At 56.3% G+C, this 19,450-nt stretch carries 18 protein-coding genes and 1 pseudogene; 13 read left to right on the top strand and 6 right to left on the bottom strand.

All coding sequences use genetic code 11. The annotated features are described in order from the left end of the window. Positions 1-31: 31 nt before the first annotated feature. Entirely contained in the window at positions 32-724 is a 693-nt protein-coding gene (locus tag AC2TEM_RS17200; protein ID WP_170425605.1) for a hypothetical protein, read from the bottom strand. A gap of 709 nt (positions 725-1,433) precedes the next feature. Continuing rightward, positions 1,434-2,618, bottom strand: coding sequence for a tyrosine-type recombinase/integrase (locus AC2TEM_RS17195; protein ID WP_480856331.1), 1,185 nt, complete (start codon positions 2,616-2,618; stop codon positions 1,434-1,436). A 686-nt stretch (positions 2,619-3,304) separates the two neighbouring features. On the opposite strand from AC2TEM_RS17195, the pseudogene AC2TEM_RS17190 reads away from it, so the two are divergent. Further along, positions 3,305-3,814 (top strand): annotated as a pseudogene (locus AC2TEM_RS17190) (cephalosporin hydroxylase family protein); the annotation flags it as partial. Between the two features lie 89 nt (positions 3,815-3,903). Next, positions 3,904-5,760, top strand: a complete 1,857-nt coding sequence (locus AC2TEM_RS17185; protein ID WP_170398548.1) for an SLC13 family permease — start codon at positions 3,904-3,906, stop codon at positions 5,758-5,760. 9 nt (positions 5,761-5,769) lie between these two features. Here the strand turns inward: AC2TEM_RS17185 and AC2TEM_RS17180 are convergent, their stop codons facing one another. Beyond that, the gene (locus AC2TEM_RS17180) at positions 5,770-6,870 is read right to left on the bottom strand and encodes a Gfo/Idh/MocA family protein (RefSeq protein ID WP_170425610.1); all 1,101 of its coding nucleotides are present in this window, start codon (positions 6,868-6,870) and stop codon (positions 5,770-5,772) included. A 12-nt stretch (positions 6,871-6,882) separates the two neighbouring features. Continuing rightward, the gene (locus tag AC2TEM_RS17175; RefSeq protein ID WP_170425613.1) at positions 6,883-7,593 is read right to left on the bottom strand and encodes a GntR family transcriptional regulator; all 711 of its coding nucleotides are present in this window, start codon (positions 7,591-7,593) and stop codon (positions 6,883-6,885) included. Between the two features lie 105 nt (positions 7,594-7,698). On the opposite strand from AC2TEM_RS17175, the gene AC2TEM_RS17170 reads away from it, so the two are divergent. Genes AC2TEM_RS17170 through AC2TEM_RS17145 form a run of 6 tightly spaced genes read left to right on the top strand, consistent with a single transcriptional unit; the run spans position 7,699 to position 13,276 of the window. Then, positions 7,699-8,853, top strand: a complete 1,155-nt coding sequence (locus AC2TEM_RS17170; protein ID WP_170425616.1) for an LLM class flavin-dependent oxidoreductase — start codon at positions 7,699-7,701, stop codon at positions 8,851-8,853. Next, positions 8,853-9,743: an aldo/keto reductase gene (locus tag AC2TEM_RS17165; protein ID WP_170425620.1), complete on the top strand. Its 891-nt coding sequence runs from the start codon at positions 8,853-8,855 to the stop codon at positions 9,741-9,743. Before AC2TEM_RS17170 ends, AC2TEM_RS17165 begins: the two co-directional genes overlap by 1 nt. Beyond that, entirely contained in the window at positions 9,743-10,258 is a 516-nt protein-coding gene (locus tag AC2TEM_RS17160) for a flavin reductase family protein (RefSeq protein WP_170408253.1), read from the top strand. Before AC2TEM_RS17165 ends, AC2TEM_RS17160 begins: the two co-directional genes overlap by 1 nt. Positions 10,259-10,311: 53 nt before the next feature. Then, positions 10,312-10,899 (top strand): TRAP transporter small permease subunit, encoded by a 588-nt coding sequence (locus AC2TEM_RS17155; RefSeq protein WP_170425623.1) that lies wholly within the window; start codon positions 10,312-10,314, stop codon positions 10,897-10,899. Further along, a complete protein-coding gene (locus AC2TEM_RS17150) occupies positions 10,900-12,189 on the top strand; it encodes a TRAP transporter large permease (RefSeq protein ID WP_170425626.1) in 1,290 nt (429 codons plus the stop codon). It abuts the gene before it with no gap. A 25-nt stretch (positions 12,190-12,214) separates the two neighbouring features. Further along, the gene (locus AC2TEM_RS17145; RefSeq protein WP_170408182.1) at positions 12,215-13,276 is read left to right on the top strand and encodes a TRAP transporter substrate-binding protein; all 1,062 of its coding nucleotides are present in this window, start codon (positions 12,215-12,217) and stop codon (positions 13,274-13,276) included. 30 nt (positions 13,277-13,306) lie between these two features. Here AC2TEM_RS17145 and AC2TEM_RS17140 read toward each other — a convergent pair whose 3' ends face one another. Then, positions 13,307-13,777: a tetratricopeptide repeat protein gene (locus AC2TEM_RS17140; protein ID WP_170408184.1), complete on the bottom strand. Its 471-nt coding sequence runs from the start codon at positions 13,775-13,777 to the stop codon at positions 13,307-13,309. 15 nt (positions 13,778-13,792) lie between these two features. Here AC2TEM_RS17140 and AC2TEM_RS17135 point away from each other — a divergent pair, with 15 nt between their 5' ends. The 3 genes from AC2TEM_RS17135 to AC2TEM_RS17125 all read left to right on the top strand — a co-directional run bounded on the left by AC2TEM_RS17135 (position 13,793) and on the right by AC2TEM_RS17125 (position 17,694). Further along, on the top strand, positions 13,793-15,061 hold the full coding sequence (locus AC2TEM_RS17135) for a cytochrome c peroxidase (RefSeq protein WP_170425629.1): 1,269 nt from the start codon (positions 13,793-13,795) through the stop codon (positions 15,059-15,061). Positions 15,062-15,136: 75 nt separating this feature from the next. Next, positions 15,137-16,522 (top strand): bifunctional enoyl-CoA hydratase/phosphate acetyltransferase, encoded by a 1,386-nt coding sequence (locus tag AC2TEM_RS17130; RefSeq protein WP_170425632.1) that lies wholly within the window; start codon positions 15,137-15,139, stop codon positions 16,520-16,522. Further along, positions 16,522-17,694 carry an acetate/propionate family kinase gene (locus tag AC2TEM_RS17125; protein WP_170425635.1) on the top strand — a complete coding sequence of 391 codons (1,173 nt, stop codon included), beginning with the start codon at positions 16,522-16,524 and terminating at the stop codon, positions 17,692-17,694. Before AC2TEM_RS17130 ends, AC2TEM_RS17125 begins: the two co-directional genes overlap by 1 nt. A 213-nt stretch (positions 17,695-17,907) precedes the next feature. Here AC2TEM_RS17125 and gph read toward each other — a convergent pair whose 3' ends face one another. After that, positions 17,908-18,570: a phosphoglycolate phosphatase gene (gene gph, locus AC2TEM_RS17120; RefSeq protein WP_170595145.1), complete on the bottom strand. Its 663-nt coding sequence runs from the start codon at positions 18,568-18,570 to the stop codon at positions 17,908-17,910. A gap of 225 nt (positions 18,571-18,795) precedes the next feature. Here gph and hemP point away from each other — a divergent pair, with 225 nt between their 5' ends. Both hemP and AC2TEM_RS17110 read left to right on the top strand, forming a co-directional pair. After that, positions 18,796-18,963, top strand: coding sequence for a hemin uptake protein HemP (gene hemP / locus AC2TEM_RS17115; protein ID WP_170398358.1), 168 nt, complete (start codon positions 18,796-18,798; stop codon positions 18,961-18,963). Next, a complete protein-coding gene (locus tag AC2TEM_RS17110; RefSeq protein WP_170425639.1) occupies positions 18,960-19,436 on the top strand; it encodes a hypothetical protein in 477 nt (158 codons plus the stop codon). The genes hemP and AC2TEM_RS17110 overlap by 4 nt, the downstream gene beginning before the upstream one ends. The last annotated feature ends 14 nt before the right edge of the window (positions 19,437-19,450 follow it).

Here is a 19,450-nt window from a genome sequence, read left to right as displayed (position 1 = left end):
TGACCCTTAGTGTTGGGTTCAGATAAGCAACTTATATTACACGTAAAATTCTAATACCTAACGCTGCTGATGTGTCGTAACTACCCGGATCAATCTCATCCAAGAGAGTTTTTGCCATATTAAAAAACTTGCCGTTGTACGCGTCCTTTGAGGTTTCGTCGCGATAGCAGTTCGAGGCCGCTGGCTGCTCAGTTTCTGCTTCGAAAAGTCCAGCCAAGTCAATCAACAGCTGATCAAGCGATGGCTTGCGGCTGCCCCTTTTGTCACTCTTGCTCTCGTCCAGCAAATTCAGTTCTAACTGGCAGGCTTCAATGATCTGGCGTGTCATCGATTGGGCTTGATCTAAGGTATCATCGTAGCTTGGAATCGGTTGATCGAGATCGAAGAAATCAAAGCCTTCCCATCTGTCATCAAGAGTGTTGGCATCTAAGGCGGTTTCCAGAGACTGCCTGACTTCAGGATGCAGTGCTTCCAAGGTGACAAGAAAACCCTGCGCCTTGCCAAGAAGTGCGGATATCTGTTTCCGTCTTTCCTTACGCATCACAGTTTTTGTTACAGCAAGATAGCGCTGGTAACGCGTCAGAACGTGAACGAGCCTATCTCGGAATTCAGTTTCGTTCCGTTGCGCTTCGATCAGGTTGCGCAACCTGTCTATCAGTTCACTGGATAGATTTTGGTCTACTTCTTCTCGAATACTCAGACCGCACTCCATGTCTTCCGCCACAATCTTCGCTCCGTATTTTGCCTTTTTTCCGATGCGTCTCGTATACGTAGAAACGTCGCTTTGGAATGCCGACTACATAGGCGCATATATATAGGTAGACCTATACGTAGGGCGTCGCGGTTACTGAGTTGAAACCTATGTAACGTAGAAAAGCGCAACAACCCTTAGTGGAGTCGCGGCTTCACGAAATTCATATATTGTTAACCATCACGACTTACCGCACGCTTTCACCTAAGAAACGCGCGCGCTTAATTGGCGCTGAAACCAGCAAGCCGAGCCGAGTTCACTTCCGGTAGTTTGCGGGGGCGTTCCAACGATGAATCATGCAGGCCTGTAACCCAGATTCTTGGAATCACCTGTTTTGCATGGCTGCTGACTTCAATCAACACGTAAGACATCCACGACTTATGTGGATAAGTGCGCGGATAATCTGGAGCTGCGTACGCGTTTCATCTTAAAAACTAAAGGTTTCGCTCTGTTTGCCTAAAATTTAAGCGGCAAATTTCATATTTGTTTTACAATGACTTTTTACGCCTTTTTTTCTCGCGCCTGAAATGAACTCGGTTGTTGCGCGTTGTTTTTTAGCAACGCGATTGCGGCTCAGAGATTCGGTGTACAACCTTACCTAGCGGCATCCACACCAAATACCCGTCAGCAAGTCTCACCTTGTGACTTTACCGCTAACGCAGCGGGTCGCAGCAATGTGAGGCTATTGAACGACCCGCAAAGGGGGGGTCCGCACCTCTTTACGCACGGCGCGTGCTAGACGGGCTGCAACCGATCCCGCTGCCCGTTGTACGGCATCATCTGCGAGATGTGCATAGCGCAGGGTCGTGGTCAGGTTCTTGTGGCCCATAATCTCCTTAAGGGTGAACGGGTCGATCCCGTCTTTCATCGCCATTGAGGCATAAGTGTGCCTGAGATCATGTATACGGACGTCGTCCAGACCAGCCGCCTTACGTATACGCCGCCATGGTTTTTGCAGGTTGTTGAGCGGCCCGGTTTCTGACTCGCCCAATATGACAAAGGGGTTATTCGGTTCCCGGGGAAGGTCCATCAGAATATCATAGGCTTCCCTCGGCAGAGGGATGCGGCGGCGTCCCGTCTTGCTGTCCGGCAATTCCAGATGGTGAGACGTCACATAATCCCAGCGTAGCGTTAGAATCTCACTGAGGCGACATCCGGTATAAATCAGAAGCAAGAGGGCCGAGACCACGTATACAGTCTCTGTGCCCTCTTCCAACGCCTCTGCCAGTACTTCGCCGAGCCTTATCTGTTCCGCGTCTGACAGATAGCGTTTCTTCTCTTCTTCGCGGAATTTCTTGATCCGGCGCGCCGGGTTCGATCCCGGTTGCCGCAATCCCCAATCCTCGGCCAGATTGAACAGCTTCGACAACATCGCCACCGCCCGGTTGGCCTGATAAGGCGTCTCGCGCAAGTCATGGTGAAACGCCACCACATCGGCACGGGTCACCTCGGCAATTGGGATGGGGCCAAGCTTTGGCCGGATGAACCGTCGAATGACGCTGTGATAGTCTCGGGCGGTGGTCGGCTTGCAATACTGATCGACATATTCCTCAAGAAACCGGTCACAGAGCCCCGCCACGGTTGGTGCGCGCCGTTTGGCTTGTTTTTCAGCGGAGGGGTCCGATCCGCGCGCCACGTCGCCCAGAAGCTGCTTGGCCCGCGTTCGCGCTTCCTCGGCTGTCAGAACGCCATGTTGGCCGATGGTGATCCGTCTCGTCCGACGTCCGGCCCGGTACTGAACCAGATAGGTCTTCTTGCCAGACGGATAGACCCGCAGCCCAAAGCCGCGCATGTCCCGGTCCCAGACAAGGTACTCCTTGGCCTCAATTGAAAGCCCCTCAACTGCGCGTTTGGTCAGTTTGAACATATCCAGAACACTCCTTGCTTCCGGCCTGCTTCCGGAAGCTATACGGAAGCAAATGGCGGCGAATTCTGGAGTAAGTCATGAATTCAAGGCGCAGCGACGGTCAACTTAAATTACTGTTTTTGCTTCATTTTTGTCAGTGTGGCGAAATCTGGCGAAATGCGGAGAAATGGCTCTGGCCGTTCTTTTAATCAGTGGGTCGCAGGTTCGAATCCTGCACGGCTCACCACTTAAGCCAAGCAAATACAAAAGCTTAGAGTAGGTGGTGCCCGCCCTGCGGGGTGGTGTGCTTGCCCAAACCAGCACAATACAAGCAACGCGGTTTTCTGTGGTGACTCGTTCAGTAAAAGCGCCCCGGAACTCATGCCCCCGAGGCGCTTCACCGATGCAGGCAGCAAGGAGACGCTGCCGAGGTTTGCTCTGTTGGATTTACGAGGGACGGTCTCCAATGCCTTGCGCGGCTGGCGAAACAGCTTGCCGTTACTCTGCCATCTCCTGCGGCAACGGCTATCGTGAATGACTTTGCAATCGGGTCGGCGTCTTGCAGCTATCGCGGATGCGAATCCCTATTGCAACCAAGCTCCATAACGGTTTCGTACAGTTCAGGCAGTGGTTCCAGCCTGTCTTCCTGACCACACGCGGCGGGGTGTGGTCCAAGTCCATGACATGTTCACGCCGCTTATGCGAGCACGACGCTTGATCTCGCCCGTCCCAAATGCAGGGTTCTTGGCGTTGACATTGGTACTCTCGCCCACAATCGTGCAGCCATAGAAGAGCATCCGATGGCCTCCAGAATCGAGATGATTCAAGGCTCATCTATCGACGAAGACATTGTGGACCAGGTTCGAACAGCTACTGAAGGTTACCTAAAGGTACTTGTTTGTCTCGACAGCAATCATACACACGATCATGTGCTTGCCGAGTTAAATGCGTATGCCCCGCTTGTTTCTTCGGGTAGCTATTGCATTGTTTTCGATACAATCGTTGAGGATATGCCTCCCACTAAGTTCACTGATCGTCCATGGGGACCTGGAGACAACCCAAAGACTGCAGTTCATGATTGGTTGAAAGTCAATCCTGATTTCGAGATCGACAAGAGTATCGATCACAAGCTGCAAATTTCGGTGGCACCGGACGGCTTCTTACGACGCCGAAAGATTTGTCACGGTGGATTTCGACCAAACAGACAAAGTCCATGACAGGCCCGCGCTGATTGCCTAGAAATGCCTATTAGATTTGCTTTTGGAACCAGGTGATCCCAGTGGAGCAATTGGCGTTTACATACGAAATGGGTGTGGTCTCGGCGCTTTTGGCCTTCACGGTGTTCTTGTTTGTGTCCGAGATTGTCAGGATCGATCTTTCGGCCATCCTGGTGTTGGTCATCGTGGGTCTGTTGAGTTATGCACCGGGTCTCGAAAATCTGGCAAATGTTCCTCATCTGTTTGACGGGTTTGCGTCCAATGCCGTGATTTCGATCATTGCGGTCATGATCGTAGGTGCTGGTTTGGATAAAACGGGCCTAATGAACAAGGTCGCGTCCGTCATTTTGAAATATGGTGGTAAGTCTGAAAACCGAGTGCTGCCGATCGTTTCGGGCACAGTCGGTGTTATCTCGTCATTCATGCAAAATGTCGGGGCGGCGGCGTTGTTCCTACCGGTGGTTAGCCGTATCTCATCGCGATCGGGTATTCCGTTGTCACGTTTGCTTATGCCCATGGGGTTTTGTGCCATTCTGGGGGGGACAATGACGATGGTCGGGTCCTCGCCGCTTATTCTGTTGAATGACCTGATCCAAACTGCAAACGAAGGGCTGCCCGAAGCCCAGAAGATGGAACCCTTTGGATTGTTTTCCGTTACCCCCATCGGTGCGGTGCTGATCCTGACGGGGATCGCATATTTCCTGCTGCTGGGACGTTGGGTGCTGCCGGGTGATTCAGGGTCGGAGAGTACGGGTACCGGGCGCGGGACTCAGGAATATCTTCAGCGGGTCTACGGGCTGAAGGCCGATGTGTTCGAGGTTGTGGTTCCGGCCGACAGCCCGCTGGTCGGGCAAATACTGGCCGACATCAACTTTGAAAATCATCTCTATATCATCTCGACCTTTTACCGCGGCAAGACCTCGATGGTTCAGGTGCTAACAGCCGAGATTGCTGCGCCTTGTCGATTAGCGATTGTGGGTCGGCGCTGGGTTGTCGAAGAGTTTGCCGAAAAGTACGGGCTGACGGTGCTGCCTGATCTGGATGTGTTTGTCGAAGAGTTCGCACCCACGAATGCCGGGGTCGCAGAGGTGGTTGTTACGCCTGACAGCAAACTGATCGGCAAATGCCCTCGCGAATTGCTATTCCGCAAAACCTACGGAATGTCATTGCTCGCCATCCACAGGGGTGAAGAGACGCTGAGTCATGTCGAGACTGAGACGCATGAATCCACCCAGATAGGGCTTGAGAAGTTCAAGGCTGGCGACATGTTGGTTGCTCATACCCGCTGGGACAACCTGATGCGGATAAAGCGTGATCCGGATTTTGTTGTGGTCACGTCTGATTTCCCGCAGGACGAATTGCGCCCGCAGAAAGTAGGCTGGGCGCTCTTGTTCTTCTTGATCTCATTGTCGCTGATCCTGTTCACGGATGTGCGTTTGTCGCTCTGTTTGCTGACCGGAGCCGCAGGAATGATGTTGACCCGGGTGCTCAGTGTTGACGAGGCGTATCGAGCAGTTGGATGGAACACGGTCTTTCTGCTGGCGTGTCTGATCCCGTTGGGTCAGGCGGTGCAGAATACCGGGACTGCGGCATGGATTGCGCAACAGATCATGATCATCTTGGATGGATGGCCGAATTGGGCGCTACAGGCGGGCGTCGCCATTCTGGCGACGGCATTTTCTCTGGTCATGTCAAACGTCGGCGCGACGGTTCTGTTGGTGCCCCTTGCGGTTTCAATTGCGGTTGCGGCGGGTGCCAACCCGGCGGTCTTTGCATTAACCGTCGCGATTTCGACCTCGAACAGTTTCATTATCCCGACCCATCAGGTGAATGCGCTGATCATGGGGCCAGCTGGGTACAAAGTGACCGATTTCGTCCGTTCGGGCGGGATCATGACGATCATTTTCTTGATCGTCTCACTGTTGATGCTGAATGTGATTTTCTGACCCTGTTAATCACCCAGCTAGGCTGATCGTTTGGCCCTGCTCTGACGCCTGTTGTGCGGCAAGGCCGATACGCACGGCCCAAATCCCATCACGCAGTGAGACCTCGGGTTTGGTGCGCTCGCCCCTGACCAGCTCCAGAAAGCCTTTGTGCTGGTAATAAGTTGAGCCATTGTGGTCGCCAGCCGCCAGCAACTCGGGATCAACGGGGATGTCGCGCTGGATTGGGCCTTTCGGTGCACGAGGGCTGATGATCAGCTGTGGTACAGGCGCGTCGCCCAAATGTTCGGGCCAGAAGCGGCCCGGGCCGGGCACAAGCGCTTCGATCTTGGCATCGCGCCCAATGGCCGAGATTTCTTCTTGATACCGCGAACCCTCGGCAAACATGCAAAGCTCGAGCATCGCGCGTGTGCCCGAAGCAAAATCGACAATGACATAGCCGTGGTCCAGAATATCTGGAGTATCGCCGTCATAAACTTCGTCCAAATGATTGACAGCTTGGCCTCCGCTTGCGGAAACCCGAACCGGGTCTGATTGCAGGATCAGGCGCATGAGGTCGAAGAAGTGGCAACATTTTTCGACGAATGTACCGCCAGTGTTACGGTTGAACCGGTTCCAATTGCCGACCTTCTCGAGAAACGGAAAGCGGTGTTCGCGGATCGTGAGCATCTTGATCCCACCACCTGCGGTCGCTGCTTCATCGATCAGCGCCGTGATCGGGGGCATATAGCGATATTCCATTGCGACCCAGATCGGGTGCGGAAAACTGCGTTCCAACTCCTCAAGCCGTGCAAGATCGGTGGGATCAGTGAACAACGGTTTCTCGATCAACAGTGGCAGCGGGCGGGTTTCCGCAATCTCGGCCAGTTGATCAACATGCAGGTGGTTGGGGCTGGCGATGACTAGACAGTCCAGATCATTGACTGCCAGAAGGTCCTGAAGGGAAGATACCATCTGCGCCTCGGGCGCAATCTCCTGCGCCTTATGCGCCATCTCCGGGTCGGGTTCGAAGATTGCGGCGACTCGTGTGCCCTCAAGCAGAGCAATGTTGTGCAGGTGTTCCTGCCCCATCATACCGCATCCGATCAGCCCATAGTTGGTGGTCCGGGTCATGCGCAGTTCCTTTTATTTCAGGCGTTGAACGTATGTGGCTCGATCTGAATCAAACCATGTTTTTGAAAACTCGATAGGTTCAGCTTTCTCAGACCAACTGAACCGTTCGATATACCCTGCGGCTTGGCCCGCAGGTTTGGTGAAGCCTTCAGGAGTCCAGTCGGGCAGGGCACTGACAGAAACGCGATCCTCTGCCCGAGTGATCCAGAAGCCAAGTTGTTGCTGGTAATAGCGATAAAGCGAGTCGGACAGCAGGTTCTGGTCTATGGTCCCGGCTGATTCGTCCAGCCAGATTTCTTCGACCGCGATGATTGTGTCATTCAGATAACGCATCCGGCGTACGCGCGAACCGCTATCAGACAGGCCGAACTTCGGCAGCTTCGCAGGCTTCTTGAGATGATCAACTGACAGAATATCGGCACGCGGCAACCCGCCGCCTTCGGGCAGTTCCAGCCGGAACATCGCATAGACGCTGTTCTGCGTTCCGGTCTCGCGGATGTAGTTGCCCGAACCCTGAATACGCTCCAACATGCCTTTTTTCTCAAGCTCGGCGAGGGATTTTCGCAAGGTCCCGACCGAGACATTTAGGTTCGAAGCCATGTCCCGTTCAGGTGGAAGACGCTCACCATCAATCAGACGGCCCGCAGCTATATCGCGGATCAGAAGCTCTGAGATCTGGACATAGATCGGCAGGGCGTTGGGGTTGCGGCTGCTGGAGGACATTGAGGGCGCTTCACTCGGTCGCAGGAAAAATTGATACACTATTGATCTACATCAATGCGCTTGCTACGCAAGAGGAAAGTCAAAGATGTACGGAGCGTGAATCAAATGACCATCGTCCCCATCACATCCCCCGACCTGGATGCGGCCGAGGTTTCGTGGTTTGCAGCGCTTTGCTCGGATGACTACCAGTTTCTGGGTGTGCCCGATGGTGAACTGCGATCCAGTTGGGAGCATTGTTCAGGCATCGTGAAAGAGGCCGAGGCGCAAGGCTTTCGCAACATCCTGTGCCCATCGTCTTATCAGGTCGGACAGGACACCCTGAGCTTTGTTGCAGGTTGCGCGCCGATTACCGAAAACATCAACCTGCTGGCCGCCGTGCGCTGTGGCGAAATGCAGCCCATCATGCTGGCCCGCACCATCGCGACGCTGGACCACATGCTAAAGGGGCGGCTGACAGTCAACATCATCTCGTCCGATTTCCCGGGCGAGAAAGCCGACAGTGCGTACCGCTATCAGCGTTCGCGCGAAGTGGTCGAGATCCTGAAGCAGGCCTGGACGCAGGACGAAATCAACCATGCGGGCGAGGTCTATAACTTTTCAGGCCTGACCACCGACCCGGCTCGGCCTTACCAGACCGGTGGCCCACTGCTGTATTTCGGCGGCTACTCGCCGTCTGCTTTGGACCTGTGCGGTGAACATTGCGATGTCTACCTGATGTGGCCGGAAACAACGGATCAGTTGGCCGAGCGGATGAAAGCCGTTCATGCGGTTGCCGAGAATTACAATCGTACTCTGGACTACGGTCTGCGCGTCCACATGATTGTTCGCGATACCGAGGCTGAGGCACAGGAATACGCCGACTACATCGTCTCGAAACTGGATGACGAATATGGTCGTGCGATCCGCGAGCGGGCACTGGACGCGACATCCTTGGGCGTGGCGCATCAATCCAAGAACCGCGATCTGGCCGACGAATATGGCTATGTCGAACCTGGACTGTGGACCGGCGTCGGACGCGCACGGTCGGGCTGTGGTGCTGCGCTGGTCGGTTCGACCGATCAAGTTATGTCTAAAATCGAAGAGTATCAGAAGATGGGCATCCGCGCCTTCATCTTCTCGGGCTACCCGCACATGGACGAGGCCAAGCATTTTGGCGCCCGTGTGATGCCCAACCTGAAAACCTGCTCGCTTCCCGAAGCTTACGGGCGCGTGCCAGCAACCACCCCGGCAACCCCGCTGGGCAACGGAGTTCGTCGCTGATGCAACGTGTGAAACTATCTGACACGCTGGAAATGAGCCGTCTTGTCTATGGCATGTGGCGCTTGGGTGATGACAGTGACACCTCGACTGCGCATGTTGAGGCCAAGATTCAGGCCTGTCTGGATCAGGGCATCACCACCTTCGATCAGGCCGACATTTATGGCGGATACGCGGCCGAAGCCGTTCTGGGCAATGCCTTGCGCACCAATCCCAGCCTGCGCCAGAAAATGGAGATCGTCACCAAATGTGACATCGTCGCGCCGATGGGGCGTTATGCCGAGGCCAAGGTCAAATATTACGACACGTCGCGTGCGCATATTCTGAAATCGGTCGATACATCTCTGTCGGAAATGGCGATCGACCACATCGACTTGCTACTGATCCACCGCCCGGATCCAATGATGGATCACCATGAAACCGGTGCAGCGCTGGATGAGGTGGTTGCCAGTGGCAAGGTCGGTGCGGTTGGTGTGTCCAACTTCCGCCCTTGGGACTGGTCTTTGCTGCAGTCGGCGATGAAAACCCAGTTGGTCACCAATCAGATCGAGATATCTCTGGGCGAGATCAGCCCGTTCACCAACGGCGATCTGGCGTTCCATCAACAGCATGGTCACCCGCTTATGGCGTGGTCTCCACTGGGTGGAGGCCTTTTGATGGCCGGGAATCCACCGGTTGGTGTTGTTGCGGATGAGATAGCCGAGGATTTCGGGGTGGACCGCGCCGCCGTTGCGGTTGCCTTCCTGCTCGCGCATCCGGCGAACATCCTGCCGGTTTTGGGCACAAATAATCTGGGCCGTATCAAACGCGCCTCGGATGCGTTGAAGGTCAAGCTGGATCGTGAAAGCTGGTACCGCCTGTATGAGGCGGCGCTGGGACATGAGGTGCCATGATGAACGCAATCTCGCGCGATATGAACCATACATTCGTCCCGCATAAGGACGACACGCGAACCTTGCGCGATGCTTTTGGCCGCTTTGCCACCGGCGTTACCGTCGTGACCTGCGATAGTGAGGATGGGCCGATTTGTATAACGGCCAACAGCTTTTCGTCTCTGTCGCTGGACCCTCCACTGGTGATGTGGGCGGGCGACCGCAATTCGCGCCGGTTCCGTTATTTTCACGCGGCGCGCCACTTCAGCGTGCATGTTCTGTCTGCTGAACAGGCCGAGCTGTGCTTCGGGTGTTCGAAAGACGCCCACGCATTGCGCGATATCGAGCATGACCGGTGTGAAAACGGCACCCCGTTGTTGCCGGGCAGTCTTGCCCGGTTCGAATGCGAGCAGCACGCTTATCACGATGCGGGCGATCATGTGATCGTGGTGGGCAAAGTTCTGAAGGTCAGCATGGCGGATGGAGACGCGCTGACTTTCTTTGCCGGAAAACTCGGCCAATTCGCGCAGAGCTAAGCGCGATATGACGATTGCGGGGCAAACCCGCAGCTGAACAAGGGAGGATCCGCATGGGCGGACTGGCATCGGCGTTAGCGCCGATTGCATTCGTGAACGAAACCGTGCTGCGATTGGGCCGCGCGGTTGGCGTCGTTGCGATTGCAGTTATGGTGATCGCAATCCTGATTCAGGTGTTCTTTCGATACGTTCTGGGCAACGCCCTGCCATGGCCGGACGAGGCTGCGCGGTTTTGCATGCTCTGGATGACGGGCCTGATGGCCCCCACCGCTTTCCGCCGCGGAGGGTTCGTCGCCATCGACATGCTTGCGCGTTTCCTGCCGCGTGCGCTTGGCCTTTCGCTCAATCTGTTCCTGCTGCTGATATCGCTGGCTGTCCTGCTGGTTGCGGTCAATATCGGCTGGTCTGAGGTTACGGGCTTTGGCGGCAGGTTCGCCACCGCCGCCCTGTATCTGCCCACCTCTTTCGGGTTCGATGAATGGTACCGCATTCCACGCAGCTGGATGATGGCCTCGCTGCTGGTGGGGATCATCCTCCTGATCTCGGTGAATATCGAACTGATCTTGCGGTCCATCGTGACCATGCTGGGCGGAGCACATCTGTTGCCCGAAATTCCCGAAGCTGCGGTGGGGGCTGAATAGATGCTGATTTGGTTCCTGCCTACATTCCTTGTCTTCCTGCTGATCGGCCTGCCGGTCTTTTTCGCGCTACTGGCGGCACCCGGTATCTTGCTGTGGCTGAGTGGCCAAACCAACGACATCACGCTGCTCTATCGCAATGTCTATAACGGTATGGATAGCTTCCCGCTGATGGCGATCCCTTTCTTCATGCTGGCCGGAGAACTCATGAACCGGGGCGGCATTACCATCCGACTTGTGGAGTTCAGCCAGGCCCTGATGGGCCACCTGCGGGGCGGCCTTGCGCATGTGAACGTCCTCAGCTCGATCCTGTTCGCGGGCCTTTCAGGATCCGCTGTCGCCGATACTTCGGCGCTTGGGTCAATGCTGATCCCGGCGATGGAGAAGCAAGGCTATACCCGCAAATTTGCCGCCGCGATCACGGCAGCCAGTTCGGTGATCGGGCCGATCATCCCGCCCTCGGGCATCATGATCATCTATGCCTATGTCATGGGTGAAAGTGTTGCTGCGCTCTTTCTCGCTGGCATCGTGCCTGGGGTCATGGTCGGTGTCGGTTTGATGCTCATGATCAAGCTGATGGCGGATCGCTACGACTTCCCGGTCGCCAGCCGTAAATACACTTGGCCGGAACGCCGTCAGGCCAGCCTAAAGGCGTTCTTCCCACTGATGACCCCTGTGATCATCCTGGGCGGAATACTGGGTGGCATCTTTACCCCAACCGAGGCCGCCGCAGTCGCAGTAGGGTATGCCTTCATCATCGGTTTCTTCGTCCTGCGCACATTGACGTGGAAAGAAGTCCCCGAGGTGCTCAGCAATGCAGGTATGACCTCAGCTGTCGTCCTGTTGTTGGTCGGGGCGGCAATGGCGTTCAAGACGGTCGTTAGTCTTAGCCATGCGCCGGAGCAGCTGGCCTCGCTAATCCTCAGCCTGTCGGAAAACCCGCTGATCCTGCTGTTCCTGATCAACCTGCTGCTGTTCATCGTCGGAATGTTCCTGGATGCAGGCCCCGCTATTATCATCCTTGGCCCGATCCTCGGTCCGATCTTCACCAGCCTCGGTGTAGACCCGATCCATTTTGCCATTATCATGAGCGTCAACCTGACCGTCGGTCTGGCCACCCCGCCCATGGGGCTGGTGCTGTTCGTAGCCGCCGCCGTGTCTCGGGAACGGGTTGAAACCATCGCCAAGGCAATCCTGCCGTTTCTGGCGGTCGAAATCATCGTGATCTTCTTGATCACATACATCCCCGCACTATCCATGACGATCCCGAGGATAACGGGATTTGCAAACTGAACTGAGTATCACAGGGAGGAAACGCATGCTCAGAAGATTTATCAAAACCGCAGCGGTGGCCACGTCGCTAGTGGCCGCGTCTGCGATTGCCGCGGCTGCCGCCGACTACACGCTACGCGCCACAGCAAACTCGAATGAAAACGACGAAGACTATGACGGTCTGGTCGTTTTCAAGAACTACGTTGAGGCGGCCTCGAACGGAGCCATTGAGGTTGAGCTGTTCATAGGTACGCAGCTCTGCTCGAACGGTGCCGAGTGCCTGCAGGGTGTGGCAGACGGTACGATCGACATCTACATCTCAACCTCTGGAGGGGCCTCGGGCATCTTCCCTTACGTGCAGGTTCTGGACCTGCCTTACCTGATGGCCGATGACCGCATTGCCGAACATGTCCTATCTGGTGATTTCACCCGGCAGATGCGCGACATGGCGCTGGAGGATTCCGGCGGTGCGATCCGTCTGATGACAATCGGCAATACAGGTGGCTGGCGCAACTTCGCCAATACACAACGCCGTGTTGCTGAGCCGGCTGACATGGAAGGTCTGAAAATCCGCACCGTGGTTGCCGACCTGCCGCAGGAGCTGGTCAAAGCACTGGGTGCATCACCGACCCCGATCCCGTGGCCAGAACTGTTCACCAGCTTCCAGACCGGCGTGGTTGAGGGCTCGAAAAACGGCATCACTGACATCATGGGTATGAAGTTCCCTGATGCAGGCCTGCAATATGTCACGCTGGATGGGCATGCCTACATGGGTGCGCTGTGGTGGATGAACAACGCCAAGTTCCAGGAGATGCCAGAAGATATGCGCCGCGTGGTAGTCGACGGGTTTTATGCGCTGCAGCAGGCGACCTTTGCCTCACCCAAGCGCAAGTCGATCCAGGCGTATGAGGATTTCGTTGCCGGCGGTGGTGACCTTTATGTCCTGACACCCGACCAGAAAGCTGCTTTCAAAGAAGCCGCAACCCCGGTCTATGACTGGTTCCAGTCCAATGTGGCACGTGGTGATGAGATCTTTGTAGCGTTGACTGACGCTGTGGCAGCAGCCGAGGCGGATGTTAATGCCTCACGTGATGCGGATCTGAACTGAATTGCTGGGCCGGGCCCTGGGGTCCGGCCCTCACCGAAACGGGTACATCCACCCTTTGTAGTCGTTGACCAGAACATGCGCCTTCTCGATCTGCTCCGGCGACATTTTTTTGACCACTTCTTCAAGGCTGATCGCCGCATCGGGATCGCCGCCGATGGCGCTGAGCGTATACCACATGTACGCTCGAACCAGATCAGGCGCGGGCATGCCCAGACCCAACTCGTAGTACCAACCGATACCAGATTGCGCCCCGGGATGACCTTTCATCGAGGCGCGCAAGTACCATTCAAACGCGCGTTCATAGTCCTGTTCGACCCCAAGGCCCAACCCGTACATCACACCGATCAATTCCTCGGCTTCGGCATTGCCGGAGCGCGCGGCGGGCAGCAATTCCTCGCGCGCGGCTTCAAACTCTCCGGCCTCCATCAGATCGCGTGCTTGTTCCAGTTCAGCCAGCGCTGGGGTCGCGAGAAGGCACAGGGCAAATACAAACTGGCGCATGGGGTTGCTTTCCTCTTGGCAGGGGCCGCGGCTGCTCAGGATCTGCCGCGCCCGCTGACGGATGACGATTTCATCCCCTTTGATATGGAACAGGCCGCTATCGGTCATCAACTGTTTTACGATCCCATTTTATCGGGAAACCGGAACATAAGCTGCGCCCATTGCCATCACCCGGATTTCGGCACCTCGGACGGCTTGTCGCTTGGCATCGGAGAAGGCGGGATGGGCTTGGGGCCAGACCGGACGCCGGGCATCGGAACGGACAAAATCCGCAAGCGAATTCCCCGCAATTCGCCGGGGCTTTGGAACCTTGGTGCAAAGGAACTTCACACGGTTTTCCATGATGGCCGTCTGAGTATCTCTGACGTCTACGGTAACGGTTTCAACTCACCCGCGCAGGAGTGGTTGCCGGACGGCTTGAATTCGCTGCTGGCCGCGCAGGCGCTTTTCCCGCTGACTTCGCAGTTTGAAATGGCCGGGAATGTGGCCGAAAATCAAGTCACCGGCGCGGTGCATGACCGCATCGACAAGGGCTGGCCGATCCTCGCCAAACGGGTACGCACCGATCCGCGCTATGGGCCCGCCATGGTCAAGGCATTCGATGACATCGACACGACCGAGGACATCACGATCACCCAAGTAGCCAACGCGCTGGCGGCATTCATGGCGCTGGAATGGCGCAGCATGGACAGCCCGTTCGATCAATATCTGGCCGGAGATAACACAGCCCTGACGCCTCGGCAAAAGGACGGCATGACCCTGTTTTATGGTGAGGCAGGTTGCGCAAACTGCCATTCCGGCCCGTTGCTATCGGATCAAAAATTCCACGCGCTGAGCCTGCCGCCATTTGGACCGGGCAAGACCCGCCAATGGGACCCCTATGCCCGCGACGTGGGTCATATGGGTGAAAGCAACCGTCTTGAGGACGCCTATCGTTTCCGCACACCGATGCTGCGCAATGTGACAGAGACGGCGCCCTATGGTCACAACGGTGCCTTTCCCGATCTGGAAGGCATTATTCGCCACCACTTGAACCCATCGCAGAGCCTCGCTGCCTGGACCCCTGATTTGGCCGGGCTGCCCAACGTGCCGTGGCTTGAGAATGTTGATTTCATCGTCTGGCAGGACCGGTTCGAGATGGAGCGTCATCGCCAGAAAATTGACATCGAACCGCTGGAACTGACCGATGCCCAGGTCGCAGATCTGGTGGCGTTCATGGGTGCATTGACCGGGACCACACTGGATGCGCCACTGTTCGGTGTGCCAGATGGCTTTGAGCCCTAGAAACCCATCGAACGTCATTGGAAATTTACCTGAAATCTCATAATGATCGGTGCAAAACAGCCGCCGAGAGTTTCAATGCAGTATCACAACAAGCCCTTTGATCAGCTTCAGATCGGTGACACCGCCGAGCTGACTCGGTTCTGCACAGAGGATGATTTTTATGTTTTCGCATCGAATTCCGGCAACCATAACCCTTTGAACCTGGCCGACGAAGATGGGGACGGTGATAACGTAAACGAGGCGATCGCGCCCGAGATGTTTCTTGGGGCTCTGATCTCGGCCGTTTTGGGGAATATCCTGCCGGGCGCGGGTACGCTGTATAAGTCGCAAAGCTTGGATTTTAGCGCCCGGGCATATGCGGGTGAAGAACTGCTGGCCAGAGTTACGGTTATCGAAAAACGCGATAACCGCGAGGTATTTCTGGAAACTCAGGTGATGCGCCCTAGAGATGAGGCGCTGATCGTGTCTGGCATCGCGGTCGTGATCGCTCCGGAGAAAGAACTGTCATTCAATGAGATTGAAGTGCCTGGTCTGGTCGTCGAGCGGCACCGGCATTTTGATGCACTGCTCGATCGCTCGCGCCCGCTGCCTCCGATCCCCACGGCAGTTGTCGCCCCAGAAGAGCCCAACTCGCTGGGGGGGGCCTTATTGGCGGCGCGTGAAACCATCATCAAGCCGGTCCTGATAGGTGACCCCGACAAGATTGCCGCAGCAGCGCGTGAGATTGAGTTGCCCTTGGGTGACGTTGAGATCGTTCCCGTTAAGGACCATCTGGACGCCGCCAACAAAGCGGTTGATCTGGTTGTCGAAGGACATGTTGAAGCATTGATGAAGGGGCATCTTCATACGGACGAACTGCTACGGGCGGCGTTGCGGCGGGATCGTGGACTTCGCGCGGGGCGCCGATTTACGCATGTCTTCGTCATGGATATACCCGGCCAGCCGCATCCCTTGCTGGTGACCGATGCGGCCATCAATATCGAGCCGGATCTGGAAACCAAGATCGACATCACGCAGAACGCGATCGATCTGGCAATCTCAATCGGAATTGGCGCTCCGAAAGTGGGTGTTCTGTCGGCGGTCGAGACGGTGAATCCAGCAATCCGGTCGTCGATTGATGCCGCATTGCTGTCGAAGATGGCCGAGCGGGGACAGATCAGGGGTGGCTTGGTCGATGGGCCGCTTGCCATGGACAACGCGGTCAGCCTGGCCGCGGCGCGCACCAAAGGGATCGTGTCCGAGGTGGCCGGACGGGCAGACATTCTTGTCGTACCCAATCTGGACGCAGGCAACATGCTAGCCAAGCAACTGACGTATATCGCGCACGCCGAGGCTGCCGGGGTGGTGCTGGGCGCGCGCGTACCGATTATTCTGACCAGTCGCGCAGATGGCGAAAAGGCGCGGCTCGTTTCCTGTGCCGTCGCGGCCCTGCATGCGGCGCGGATGTCGGGTAAGATCTGATGGACCATATCATCACACTGAATTCAGGCTCGTCCTCGCTGAAGTTTGGGTTGTTCTCCGCAGGCGAAGCAGATCCGATCCTGGTCTGTTCGGGAGAGGTGGAACGCATCGGCAGCCGCGCGGCGCGCATCAAAGCAGAGACCACGGATGGCCGCGTGCTTGCCGATACCGCTTCTGAAGCGCTGTGCGATCAGGCTAGCGCCTTGGACTATATTTTGGATTTGCTGGAACGGCAGTTTCCGTCGGCGGGCGTGACCGCGGTTGGACACCGCATCGTGCATGGCGGCCCGGATAATGACAGGCCCATTCTGCTGGCCCCCGAAAGCTTGCAGATGCTGGAAAAACTCGAGCCTTTTGCGCCCCTGCACCAACCTTACAATCTGCAGGGCGCACGTACTGCGATGGACAGGTTCCCCAATGCCAAGCAGGTTGCCTGTTTCGATACCGCTTTTCACCGCCACCACCCTTGGGTCAATGACACCTTCGCATTGCCGACCGAGTATTACGATATGGGCGTTCGCCGCTATGGCTTCCACGGTCTGAGCTATGATTACATCTCGGACCATCTGGCCAAGACTGCTCCGCTGATACATGGCGGACGGGTGGTTGTGGCGCATCTTGGCAACGGTGCCTCAATGTGCGCTATGATCGGAGGTCGGTCGGTCGGTTCAAGCATGGGGTTCTCGGCCATGGATGGTTTGCCGATGGGAACGCGTTGTGGCCAGCTGGATCCGGGCGTTGTGCTGTATCTGATGGATCAGCAAGGCATGAATGCGGATGAGATTTCGGATCTTCTGTATCGTAAATCCGGGTTGCTTGGCCTTTCCGGAATGACCAATGATATGCGTACGCTTGAGGCGTCGAATACGCCGGGTGCACGCAATGCCATCAACTACTACACGTTCCGGATACGCCGTGAGCTGGGCGCTTTGGCCGCCGTGTTGGGAGGTCTGGACGCCGTCGTGTTTACCGGCGGGATCGGTGAGAACTCGACCTATATCCGCGATCGTATCTGCACTGACATGGGGTGGTTGGGTCTTGAACTGGACCACGATGCAAACGCGGACAATCTGCGCGTCATCTCGACCGACCTGTCACGTGTTAAACTGATGGTCATTCCGACGAACGAGGAACTGGTGATCGCGCGTGCCGCGGCTGAGAAAGCCGTATAAATCCCAGTTTTTAGGCTTCTGCGCGCTAAATAAATTGGGGGATTGGGAAAAAAATCGCAGCACTACGGGAATCCCCCAATTTCGCGATCCGCGCAGGTGCGTTAACTTTTCATTAACTACCGGGCCAGTGCGCCCAATCCACTTTCACTAATTTCCCCCGATGAGGGGCTGGCTTCTTACCCCCTTGGCCGGCCCCTCGACCTTTTTTGGGGTCTATGCCTGCGTCAGGATTTTCCGAACAAGTGCAGGCAGTGCGGTACTGTTATCATAGCTGAGCGTGTGCGGCATGTCCGAAACCGGCGACTTTCGATATCCCTGTTCAAACAGCAAAAACGGAACCTGAGCCCGTTGCGCAGTTTCGGCATCAACCTCACTGTCGCCAACGAAGATCTGTGGGCCTGCGGCTTGAAGGGTCTTGAAACAGGCGTGCAAGTGCTCTGGATCGGGTTTGCGTATATCCAGCGTGTCTCCACCAAAGACCGTGTTGAAATAGGGTAGCAGGCCAAGTTCGCCCAGCACATGCCGGGCAGGGGCTTCGGGTTTGTTGGTGCAGACCCCAAGCGCACAGCCCATATCGCGAAGCTCATCCAGCGCCTGGATCACGCCGGGATAAACTACGGTCTGATCGCAGGCGCCTGCATTGTAGTGCTTCAGAGTAAGCTGTGTCAGGTCCTTGTGAAGCGTTGGCTCCAGCCCGCAATGCATCATCGCCCGCTCGACCAGCTTGGGTAATCCGTTCCCGACGAATCCCCGGATCGTATCCTGAGGCAAGGCGGGGTGCCCCTGATCGTGCAGCATTCGGTTTACCGCAGCTGCAAGGTCGGCAAGGCTGTCTATCAGGGTGCCATCCAGATCAAATACGACAACTGCTGCCATCTGCGAATCCGCCTTTGTTTGTTGATGTCCAATGCCTAGGTCGTGCTGTGCGACGGCGCAATAGAGACCCGTGGGAGCGATTGAAAAAACAGCAGCTTGACAAACCTTACTATTTTTATCAGATTAATCGCACGAACAGATAGCCAGCCCAAAACAGGGTCAGCCAGATCAAGCGAAACGAAGACAGACAAGGCCAAGTGCCACAGATGCTCTGGAGATGCCCCAATGAACGCGCAAACCCCTACCTCGACCCTTAGCTACGCTGTTTCGATGCTTCCGGCCCACAAGGCGGAAGACCTCACCAATGGCGGCAATTTGGCCCATATCGAGCTGGGCGATCAGCTTTATACGCTGCGTATCACCCGCGCAGGCAAACTGATCCTGACAAAATGAGCGCACCTTCTTCGCGTGGCGGGGCGGCTGTTGGCCGTCTGGCTGACCTGAACCCCATTGAGGCCGGAGCCGTCATGTATCTGCGGCTTTGGGGTGATGGGGTCGAAGGCCGGGCAAATGCCGCAAGCGATTTTGACATCGCGCTGGGTGCAGATCAGGGACGCGCCACGATGCTGACGCTGGACCGGCTGTGTTCACTTTGTGCACATCACGGTCGCCGTCCGCTGGTGCGTCATGGGCTGGGATGTGCATGTCTGGGCGCTGATGAGAATTGTTTTGCCCAGATGATCGGTGCCGCCTCTGAAGGGGCGCGTGAAGATGCAATGATGATGGCCTCGCTGATCGTACGGCCCGATTTCGCCCCGGCACTGGCCTCGTTGTCCGAGGAACTGGGCTTGGCGTTACGCCGGATGACCGTTTCGATCCCTATGCCGACGACCGGGCACCACCCCCCACATTCAGTGCTCCACTGATCGACGGCGACAAA

The sequence above is a fragment of the Ruegeria sp. HKCCD3925 genome, from assembly GCF_057221175.1.
Note: the sequence above shows the minus strand (reverse complement) of the source record. Positions and strands in the feature narration are given on the sequence as shown.